At 42.7% G+C, this 10,278-nt stretch carries 11 protein-coding genes and 2 pseudogenes; 10 read left to right on the forward strand and 3 right to left on the reverse strand.

Translation table 11 applies throughout. The features are described from left to right. Positions 1-41: 41 nt before the first annotated feature. Positions 42-1,034 (reverse strand): ABC transporter substrate-binding protein, encoded by a 993-nt coding sequence (locus tag BUA59_RS22700; protein ID WP_072842373.1) that lies wholly within the window; start codon positions 1,032-1,034, stop codon positions 42-44. Positions 1,035-1,462: 428 nt separating this feature from the next. Between BUA59_RS22700 and BUA59_RS22705 the strand changes: the two genes are divergently transcribed. Further along, a complete protein-coding gene (locus tag BUA59_RS22705; RefSeq protein WP_139248953.1) occupies positions 1,463-1,810 on the forward strand; it encodes a transposase in 348 nt (115 codons plus the stop codon). Positions 1,811-1,838: 28 nt separating this feature from the next. Here the strand turns inward: BUA59_RS22705 and BUA59_RS24235 are convergent, their stop codons facing one another. Both BUA59_RS24235 and BUA59_RS24240 read right to left on the reverse strand, forming a co-directional pair. Then, positions 1,839-2,318, reverse strand: coding sequence for a hypothetical protein (locus BUA59_RS24235; protein WP_139248955.1), 480 nt, complete (start codon positions 2,316-2,318; stop codon positions 1,839-1,841). A gap of 110 nt (positions 2,319-2,428) precedes the next feature. Further along, positions 2,429-2,548 (reverse strand): annotated as a pseudogene (locus BUA59_RS24240) (IS5/IS1182 family transposase); the annotation flags it as partial. Positions 2,549-2,992: 444 nt separating this feature from the next. Here BUA59_RS24240 and BUA59_RS22715 point away from each other — a divergent pair. The 9 genes and pseudogenes from BUA59_RS22715 to BUA59_RS22755 form a co-directional block, all read left to right on the forward strand. Beyond that, positions 2,993-3,778, forward strand: coding sequence for a ParA family protein (locus BUA59_RS22715; RefSeq protein ID WP_072842374.1), 786 nt, complete (start codon positions 2,993-2,995; stop codon positions 3,776-3,778). A gap of 3 nt (positions 3,779-3,781) precedes the next feature. Then, the gene (locus BUA59_RS22720; protein WP_072842375.1) at positions 3,782-4,981 is read left to right on the forward strand and encodes a ParB/RepB/Spo0J family partition protein; all 1,200 of its coding nucleotides are present in this window, start codon (positions 3,782-3,784) and stop codon (positions 4,979-4,981) included. A gap of 8 nt (positions 4,982-4,989) precedes the next feature. Beyond that, positions 4,990-5,268 (forward strand): helix-turn-helix domain-containing protein, encoded by a 279-nt coding sequence (locus tag BUA59_RS22725; protein ID WP_072842376.1) that lies wholly within the window; start codon positions 4,990-4,992, stop codon positions 5,266-5,268. A 745-nt stretch (positions 5,269-6,013) separates the two neighbouring features. After that, positions 6,014-6,409, forward strand: coding sequence for a hypothetical protein (locus BUA59_RS22730; RefSeq protein WP_139248958.1), 396 nt, complete (start codon positions 6,014-6,016; stop codon positions 6,407-6,409). 10 nt (positions 6,410-6,419) lie between these two features. Continuing rightward, a pseudogene (traD, locus tag BUA59_RS22735) lies at positions 6,420-7,586 on the forward strand (conjugative transfer system coupling protein TraD); the annotation flags it as partial. A gap of 275 nt (positions 7,587-7,861) precedes the next feature. Further along, positions 7,862-8,134: a hypothetical protein gene (locus tag BUA59_RS22740; protein WP_072842378.1), complete on the forward strand. Its 273-nt coding sequence runs from the start codon at positions 7,862-7,864 to the stop codon at positions 8,132-8,134. 121 nt (positions 8,135-8,255) lie between these two features. Continuing rightward, complete coding sequence (locus BUA59_RS22745; protein WP_258861170.1) at positions 8,256-8,735, forward strand: DUF4400 domain-containing protein; 480 nt, start codon at positions 8,256-8,258, stop codon at positions 8,733-8,735. A 442-nt stretch (positions 8,736-9,177) separates the two neighbouring features. Continuing rightward, on the forward strand, positions 9,178-9,714 hold the full coding sequence (gene abiEi / locus BUA59_RS22750) for a type IV toxin-antitoxin system AbiEi family antitoxin (protein ID WP_072842379.1): 537 nt from the start codon (positions 9,178-9,180) through the stop codon (positions 9,712-9,714). After that, positions 9,704-10,278: nucleotidyl transferase AbiEii/AbiGii toxin family protein (locus BUA59_RS22755; protein WP_139248960.1), on the forward strand; the 575-nt coding region annotated here is incomplete at its 3' end. The genes abiEi and BUA59_RS22755, both read left to right, overlap by 11 nt.

Raw genomic sequence — 10,278 nt, forward strand, 5'->3', positions numbered from 1 at the left:
GGAGATTTAACCTGTGACCTAGTGCCTGACAGACACCCTATTTATATCTTGAAACCCTCCATACTTGACGCGTGAAATAATTCCTCAGGCGTTACTAATCGCTTCGACAAACCTTCCGCGTGATGTTGTGCTAGGAACCGTTCTAGAGTGTGTTTATTCTGATCGAATCCGTACGACCAAAAATCATCACCCATCATCAACTTCGCAGCTCGAAGCTGATCCTCAACAAATGGAAGAGTCACCTTGGTCGCAGACGTATCAGACAAACGTTCGAGAGCAATTGTTTTCGATTTTTCAAACGCTTTGTAAACAGAGAATGGAAGCCATGGATGTTCTTCTACTAATGTTTTTCGAATCCCTAAAAGGTGCATGATTGGGAACAGCTTAGTCTTCTCATACCAAGCTTTCGCTTCAGCCATTGGGTCTTCAAATAAGTACCCTACATTAGGATGTCCCGCTGCAAAACAACTTGGTGCGCGAGGCCCGATCACCGCATCTATCTCACCAGCAGCGAGCATGCCTGATAGGGTTTTACCTTCAGGAATATTGTTAACTTCGACACCATCTGTGAGATTCAGGTTGACTTTTTCAACGCGGCCCGGGTCTTCATAACCTCCACGAACCCACTCGATCTCATTAGGCTTAACTCCATACTCTTCCTCTAAAAAGAGTCGAACCCAAACATTTGCTGTCAATTGGTATTCAGGCACACCGACTCGCTTACCTCTCAGATCCTCTGGTGACTTAATGCCACGATCAGTTCTGATGTAGACCGACGTATGTCGAAAAGCACGAGAAGGAAAAACAGGCACCCCGATGTATGGGCTGTTGTTGTCAGCAGTTTTCACCGTATAGCTACTCATTGAGAGCTCGGTGATATCAAAATCTGCATGCCTGAACGCACGGAAAAAAATCTCTTCCGGATCATGTAGCATAAAAACGGGGTCTACCCCATCAATTTGAACATCTCCGTCTACCAGAGGTCTCATGCGATCGTAGTTACCAACGGCAACAGATAATTTCAATTTACTCATGCTCTTCACACCTTTCGTTATAGTTGTTTTAGTGGGCTCGTCAGTCCAGCGGACTCAGAAACAAATCCGTTACCGCTCTCTCCTGATACCAAGCTCTTCGCATTCCATAATTCTCTGCCGCTTATACTACCAACACAACAAACTTTAAAAGTCGGAATTGTATGCGGCTTTGCTATTTATCCACTTCGTCGCAGCTAAAAGGGCTTAACGAGTAGGACTAGCTTTCACATCTGTATCAGCGTGACTACCTTCTTCATTAGAAAATAATTTAGATATAAAAGTTTAGATATCTAATTTTTTAATCTAGCCCATAAATTTGCGTCAGTCAACAAATATTACTTAGCGTAATAAGGAACCCGCCATATCAGGATAGTTGTCGTGTGAATTGATTCTTTAAATATTGTGCGGTGGACAGAAGTGAGAGCTGTGTGGCGCGTTATTCGAAAGAGCACCGGGAATGGATGGTACGGCAGATGATGCCACCGTTGAACCGCAGTGTGCCGGAGCTGGTCAAGGCGACCGGCATTACCGATGCAACCCTGTATACTTGGCGTAAACAAGCCAGAGCAGCAGGAGCCGTGGTGCCGAGAGGTGGGAAGCAGGCCGATCAATGGTCGAGACAAGACAAGTTTCGTGTGGTGTTGGAGAGTACCGGTCTCAATGAGGCGGAGTACTGTCGGCGCAAGGGTCTGTATGTCGAGAAGATCAAGGCGTGGAGCCAAGCCTATGAGCAGGCCAACACACCGGCCCGGCCAGCCAAAACCCGCCGGAGATGAGACGAGGAGAAAGCGGTCAAGAAGCGGATCAAGCAGCTGGAGAGCGAGTTGCGCCGCAAAGATGCGGCCCTGGCGGAAACCGCAGCGCTTCTGGTGCTGCGAAAAAAAGCCGAGGCGCTCTAGGGGAAGGACGAGGACGAATGATCAGCGCCCCAGATCGCCGTGAATCCGTGCAGTTGATCAACGACGGGCGCACGTCGAGCCCAGGCCTATGCCGAGCTGGGTCTGACTCTGCACACACTGCAACGCTGGCAGCACCGTCCGGAGGATCGGCGCCCCAACGTGCCACGCCCAGTACCGGCCAACAAGCTGAGTCCGGACTAGCGCCGCAGTGTGCTGGAAGTATCCAACCAGGCGGAGTTCGCCAGTCTACCGCCGCATCAGATCGTGGCGCGCCTGGCCGATCGCGGCACCTAGCTGGCTTCGGAGTCGACTTTCTACCGCGTACTGAAGGAAGCCCAGCAACAGCATCCGCGTGGTCGCAGCCGACCACTGGTGAAGCGGACACTGACCACCCATGTGGCCGACAGCCCGAACCAGCTGAGGTGCTGGGACATCACCTGGCTACCAAGCACCGTCAGGGGACACTACTTCTACTGGTACATGATCAAGAACGTCTACAACCGCAAGCTGATCCCACAGCATCAAGTTATCCATTCGAGCCAAGAAAATCTCTTTACGTGTTTTACGACGCTTGTTGTTGAATCCGCTGTCGGCAAAAGTGAGTTGATGCGACATGGTCAATCTCGAAGGTTAAAATGAATTGTCTCATACATAGGACTTATTCGTATCTCCCCTAGGTGTCCCACGGTAAACTCCTATTATTAATAGAGCAGCCTGAGACCGTGCTCTTTTCTTCTTTAAATAGGAGATATCTTTCATCCTGAAATTTAACAGCTAGAAGATTTCTCTGAGTCAGTAAGTCGTTTTATTATAGCTGCATACCTTTGCTGCCGTCCTTGTCATTATCGTGTTAACACAGATTGCCATCTGATTAATTTTCACCCTGCACTAAACAGAAAAAGAACGGATCTTGTTGAATAGATCTTTTCTTTACGTTTTTTCTTTATTTGTAGATCATTAAGCAATTTTTAAGAATCATTAAATGATATACAATACTTCGATGGCTTTCACATGTGAAAGAAAATTAGCCCTCCTAAACTTATAAATGGTGGAGTATATATGGCAAAAGTAATCAGCTTTGCGAATCAAAAAGGAGGAGTGGGCAAAAGCACTATCTGCATCCAGATGGCTTTTTATCTGTCCATCAAAAAGAAGAAAAAAGTCCTAGTTATCGATATGGACGGTCAAGGCAACACTTCTAGCCGGTTGGCTCCAAGAGTTGAGGATGCGGATTATCTTTTCACTCCAATCCTTTCAGGCACAAAAACAGCGGATCTTTTTGGCGATCATGTCGGTGAGATAGAAGTTCTAAAATGTCCTTCAGGTATGGATCTCATTCATGCTACCAAGAACGATCCAGACTTGTTCGAGATAGAAACGGTTCAGCTTGATCAGGCTATGAACCCGGCAAAACACCTCGAAGAATTGTTTCTTAATTACGATTACGTGCTGATAGATTGTCCACCCAGCCTTGGACGTAAACTTGTGGCTGCTTTAGTTATGTCAACTCATGTGGTTTGTCCGGTTAAGCTTTCTGGCTTTGCTGTAGATGGCGTTGAAGGCCTCCTCAATACAATCATCGGTATCAAAGAAGGTTACAACAGCTACTTGGAAATACTTGGCATTGTAATTAATGACATGGACAGGTCAATCAACCAAGAGCGGGCTTTCAAAGAACTTGAAGACTCTATCCCAGATTTATTGTTTAAAAATAAAATTATGCACCGTCCACCCTTAGATTCCGCTGTGACGGAGGGGATTCCAGTTTGGGAGCTTCGTTATGGCCATGTGGCCGCAAAAGAAGTTGAAGCAGTGCTGCAAGAAATATTAGAGAGAACGGAGTAACACATGGCTAAGATTGGAAATTTACAGAGCTTATCCGCTTTGGCTAAAGCGGCCTCAAACAGAAAAACTGAAGATGAGAAATCCATGTTCAGTGCAGAGTTAGCAGATAAAAAAAGCAAAAGAGTTATCACGGTATCACTAGATGATGTTCAATCAAAGAATCAAGTGCGTAAGCAATTCATCAACATTGAAGGCTTGGCTGACACAATGAAAGTAGAGGGGCAGCAAAGCCCTGTTATTGTTTACCCGAAGAACGACAGTGGTAAGTATGTTATTCAGAAAGGAGAGCGTCGCTGGAGAGCGTTAAGGGTCGCTGGTATAGACCAAATAGACATCATTGTTAACGACAAAGAAATGTCATCTTTGGATGAAGTGGCTGGTGAACTTATAGAGAATATCCAGCGAGAAGATCTAGCTCCAATGGAAATAGCAAATGCTTTAAAAGTGTTCGTAAGTGAAGGCTGGAAGCAAGTAGATATCGCAAAACGCTTGGGTAAAAGTGCCATATTTGTATCGACGCACCTTTCTTTGCTTAAGCTACCAGATTGCGTTCAAAATATTTATGAAAAAGGCATCTGTGGAGACACCGAAACGCTAAATAACCTACGTTTACTTTTTGATCTTAACGAAAAGAAATGCAAGGCCATTTGTGCATCTGCAACAAAAGATGGCATTACTCGTAAGCAGAGCCGGGATCTTTTGAATGACGCTAAGCGTGTAAAAGAAGAAGCTAAGAAAGAGAAAGCCAATGTGGTTGTTGATCCTGAAGAGGGCCTTACCAATAATATTGTAGAAAGATTTGAGTCTAACGAAGATTTAAAAGGTGGTGACTCTTCAGACCAGGAAAGTACTGATGATACAGCTTTCAACAAATCTGCTTCACATTCTACAGACGATACAATCTACCCCAGTGATACTGAAAATCAAATTGACCTTTTAAAAGGTTACGAAGCCGATGGTACAAATGAAGCTGACGATAATAAAGGTGGTGGCGAGGCATGTAAGTACGTTGATCCTAAAAAGCTCGTACTGTCAGTCAACGCATTAATTGACGATGATGTTAAGTCAGGCATATTGTTACTAAATAGAGTTTGTAACGAGCCTAGTTTTGTTTGGGTAAAAGTGACAGAAGACTTTCAAGAGAAAGATGTTCTTGTATTAGCGTCCGACGTTGAGCTTATAAGCATGAAAGGCTTGAAGTAGGAGACAGAATGGAAGTGTCGAATGATATAAAAAGAAAGTTCGATATCATAAACGCGCTGTCGAAGGTGGAGAGGCCAACGCTGTCGTACTTGCAGCACGAGACTGACATTCCAGAATCTACGCTTAAGAGGCAGTTGGCGGCCATACGTGCATGCTTTGGCATGAGGATATTGTTTGTCCGTGAGCCTGACGGTAATAGAGGCGCAGTAGGCTATTATATTTTGGCCGATTGGGGTGTTATAGATCGTGATGAGTTCTTTAAGTTTTACATAAAATCTATGGTTTAAGAGTGTTCTTACAGCGAGACTAGAGGGGGTGCTATAAACAGTGTTTATGTTTTGTCTGCATCGATATTGTTTTTTTGTATTGGTAGTGGCCGTCATTATTTCTAGGCGTAACAAAAAAATCATGGAGGTAAAACTTCGTTTTATATCGATTGATGACCTAGTTTCTCTAGTGAAGGACACTGAACACGAAACCGTAAATCGCATTATAAATCGATCTGTAGATCGTATTGAAGATCCCTGAAATTAGTATTTCTGATTACACAGAACAGCTCGTGTTATACTAGAGGTCCAATCTTTCACATGTGAAAGATTGGACTTCAACCATCAGATCTCAAATTCCACAACGTATTGATCGTCGGCTACACCTGAAAATTCAAAGCGAGATCAGTCAAAATGATGATTTAAGTCTGGATTTTGCCACTGAAGGGTTTGGAGTTAAAGAGACCTCTGACTCGCCTAATGCAAACACTAAGAAAAAAGCCCCCCAATAAGCTTTCTGATGCTCATGATAATGAAGCAAAACTTCGCAAGAAAAAGCCTCCATCTGACATAGATCTTGCCGATCCCGGCGATCCAAGTGTTTTGAAAGATACAGAATATTGAAAAAGATAGAATCAGGGTATAGAAGAAGCAAAAGCGGAATTAATCACCAAACTCGATAAATATTCTGACGCGGTAACCGATTTAGTGAAGAAGGCGGTGCTTCCTCTTTTAGATAGAGACTCTTGGTGATGTTTTGTTTGTCATGATGAATAACCAATTAGCCATACTTTATCCCGATGGTGCAAAAAAGTTGGGAGAATCATCTGAAGTGCTGGCTTCTTTATGGAGTACAGCCTTGGTATCTGGCGATCCGGTCATGCCGAATAAGAAAATTCAAAGCTTTAGAGGCGTTAAGGATGTTGTTCTTATCCCAGAAATTTCATCAATGATTTTAAATGCCATCTCTTCAGACAGTGACGCTAATGCTAATGACTATTTACCAATGAAAGATCAAATCGATGCTGTCAGTAAGAAGAAAACAAGCGGAACAACAAGTAAAGAAAAAGCAGTAAAGTCAAACCCAAAGCCAAAATCTCAACCGGCTGCATGGCAGGAGCAAAACAAAACTCCAGCAAGACCGCTAGTTAAAAGAGCTTGAAAAGTATGTTTCTTTCCATCCAGCGCTCCCTGATGAATCTATTCGCATCGACCCTCTTAGATACTTTACGCGAGTCACTGAAATAGCGAGTCGTCTTGCAGCTTTAATACCTTCAGAAGCCGGTGCAAATTCATTTAAGAGCTTTACATGGCAAGCCCTTAATAACATCGCTCAAGGGTTGGTCATGACGTACCAAAGACCAAACTTAACGTTGCTTCGTCGATTTCTGGAAGGTGGCCCGGCCGGTTTAGTGATCAAAGCCGTGGAAGCCTATGCAGAAAAAAACCTTAAGGATTGGGAAAATTTAGCACAACCTTATAAAGACAAGGCCAAAAACGGCCATAAAGAGAAGCTGGCGTTCGCTCTGTTGCGATTTTATTATGATGTCATTCAGCCGGACTACCCAAGTTCTGAACTTGAAGGTTTGTTAAGCATGTTTCAGCACGACGCCACTCACTTTTCAAAGATGGTTTCAAATCTACTGCCAATAATGAATATGCTGACATCAGGAGAGTTAGGAAAGATGCTTTCTCCTGACGCTACAGACCTCCACGACCTGCGTGGCATAACAGATACAGCAAAAATCATAAACAACGGCCAAGTTGCTTACATTGGCCTCGATTCACTCACGGACAGCATGGTTGGTAGTGCTATCGGCTCAATAATGCTGTCAGATCTCACCGCCGTTGCAGGTGATCGATACAACTTTGGAGTGAACAATAGAGTCGTGAATATCTTTGTAGATGAGGCAGCTGAAGTGATAAACGATCCTTTTATTCAGCTGCTAAACAAAGGTCGTGGTGCAAAGCTTCGCCTTTTTGTTGCAACGCAAACTTTTTCAGATTTCTCAGCCAGAATGGGCAGCAAGGACAAAGCCATTCAGGTTCTAGGGAACCTTAACAACAAATTTGCTTTGCGTGTGCTTAATACAGAAACACAAGAATACATCACCAGCAATTTGCCAAAAACTAGGGTGAAATACGTCATGAGGACGCAAGGACAAAATACGCACGGAGACGAACCGGCTATGCACGGTGGCAACCAAGGAGAGCGTTTAATAGAAGAGGAATCCGATTTAATACAACCTCAACTACTCGGTATGCTGCCAAATTTAGAGTTTTTCGCAACCATTTCTGGTGGAAGGCTAATAAAAGGTCGCCTGCCAATTCTAGAGTAATAAGTGCAAACATAAACCATGTTAAAGGAGGCACAATGTACAAGAACCCTTATTACCAAGTGACCAGCGGGCTTTAATTAAGATCTAAAGGCAAGAAAAATATTGAACTGCTATCGCTATTATAATTTGATTGGCCGATTTCTCTATTCATTTTAGAAAGGATAAGCGAGTGCTTTTATTATGAATCCGATCTTGAAGATGAGGAAGTCTATCAAATAATAGAAAAGGCGCTGTATCGATATGGTGAAGCTGTCTATTTTAAAAAAGGAAAGAAGATGCCAGATCCTATGCGATTTGCTGTTTTCTTAGAAGCCTTAATCTCGGAAGCATCGACAGCACTAGGGATTAAAGTGTTAGCAAGAAGCTGTGTCGAAGTTAATTCCATCACAGATTTTATGATTATAAGCAGAGAAGGGGACGCGTCATCCGGTGAGGATACTAATAAGGAAATAATTCGAGACCCGCTGTTTAACCTCATAACCAGCCATAAAGTAAAAAATGTATTAAGGAGAGCTAAGTATAAAAATACCCTTATGGCTGATAGTTAGCATACTCGTTATTGAGCTTGGCGCGGTATTGCTGCTTGTACCCGGTAGCTTTACCAAAGATGCAATACGAAAAGAAAGCGCGTATGTTGAGTCAAGTCTTGGCCCTAAAACGAGCGATTAGATAAACAATAAAGCTGACAGTTGGCATAAACTCATCATGATCGATTCTGGCATAGAAAGAGGAATCTACCGAACGTTCATTCCTACAGAAAAGGCGCGGAAAGCATCAAGAGGCATGGAGGATATGGGGCAGTTCTGGTTTGATTGGATTAAAGGCAGAATAAACACATTATCTGAAGTGGTTTACCAATTTCTGGCAAGAATTGCGTTGCTTGTTGTTTGGTCGCCTTACATGCTGATACTTCTTGTTCCAGCTGTCTACGATGGTCTGATGACGTGGCGGATCAAAAGAACAAACTTTGATTATGCTTCGCCTATTATTCACAGTTATGGCATTAGATCGATAGGTTACTTGTTTCTCGCTTTCTGCGTTGTTTCTTTTTCTCCCTTCGCCGTAAGCCCTCTTGTTATACCTGTTGTTATGATGATTGCCTGCATACTCATCGGTTTTGCCATCGGTAATTTTCAAAAAAGAGTTTGATTGTTTCTGGGTGGTCAATTCTGACCATCCGAAATCTTTCACATGTGAAAGAGGACAAGAAAGGCATTAATGGTTTTTTAAAGCTAGGCTCTCGATCTACTTTTAACTTAACTATTTCGAATCGATCACACAGTATCTTTCACATGTGAAAGAGATCAAGGCGGACAATAGAAATATATAACTCAATCGACAGTCCTAAAGCCATTGATGGGCTATGCAATATTGTCGCGTACGATCTTAAAAAAGAACTGTGTAGAGAACAGTTTTTTGTGGTCGACCGCACGATTAATTCAAACTAACCAAGTCCTTTCAATCCCTCCTAGCAGTCAAGTTAACAAATTTGACATCTTTAAGTGTCATTATTGTAATCTTGTGTCCTACCGAAATTAAGTCTACAATTATGACATCTTTAAATGTCATTTTTGCTAACTAGAGGTGTATTGTGAAAAAGTCTGAGGCAATTAAAAAGCTCTTAGAATATGACAAGCGTAGTCGCTGTGTTTTTACTAATTCAGATCTAGCCAAAATTTTTCATCAAGATAATGATCGAACTTTGCGCGCTGGAATTAAACGTTTGCAAGAAGATGGCTTACTCATCCGAATGATTAATGGTGTGTACTTATTCAATTTAGCGCAGTCGAAAGGCAGTGATACGTTGGAGCAAATTGCTAAAACTATTCGACGTGGGGAATATAACTACATTAGCCTGGAGTCAGCACTTTCTGATTTCGGTGTTATTTCGCAAATTCCAGTAGATCGCTTAACGGTTATGACAACGGGGCGTTCCGGTGAATTCAAAACACCTTTGGGTACAATTGAATTTACGCATACGAAACGAGATCCAATGGATATTATAGAAAATACCAGTTTAGTCGGCAGACCACTTAGGTTAGCAACGAAACAAACGGCATACAGAGACTTAAAACGAGTTGGTCGAAATACACATTTAGTAAGCAAGGATGGGCTATATGAAAATTGATCAAGAAAATTTCGCGCTATTGGTGAATAAAGCAATGAAGGTTGAAAATGTATCTCATATGCGTTCAGTGATAGAGAAAGAGCTCTTACACTACGATATTTTATTTGCGCTAGAGAAGGGTGGACTTTTAGACAAACTAACTTTTCAAGGTGGCACGTCGTTACGACTTTGTTATGGAGGCAATCGTTTAAGCGAAGATCTTGATTTTGTTGGCGGGAAGGATTTCAGCTCAGCAATATTGGCAGACATGAAACATTGTATAGAAAAGTACACTGGCGAACGATACGGGCTTGAAGTGACAGTAAAAGAACCAAAGGATCTAAAGCAAGATCCTAAATATTCTGAATTGAGCATTGATAAGTGGCAAATAGCGGTAGTGACTTCTCCTGAGAGAAAAGATTTACCAAAACAAAAAATCAAGGTAGAAGTGGCAAACATTCCAGCCTATACAAGAGAGCCGCAACCTCTTCAAATAAACTATGATTTTTTGCCTGATGGGTACAGTGATACGCTAATTTTGACAGAAAGCTTGGATGAAGTCATGGCGGATAAAATCATTTCTTT

The sequence above is a fragment of the Marinomonas polaris DSM 16579 genome (assembly GCF_900129155.1).
Classification (GTDB): Bacteria; Pseudomonadota; Gammaproteobacteria; order Pseudomonadales; family Marinomonadaceae; genus Marinomonas; species Marinomonas polaris.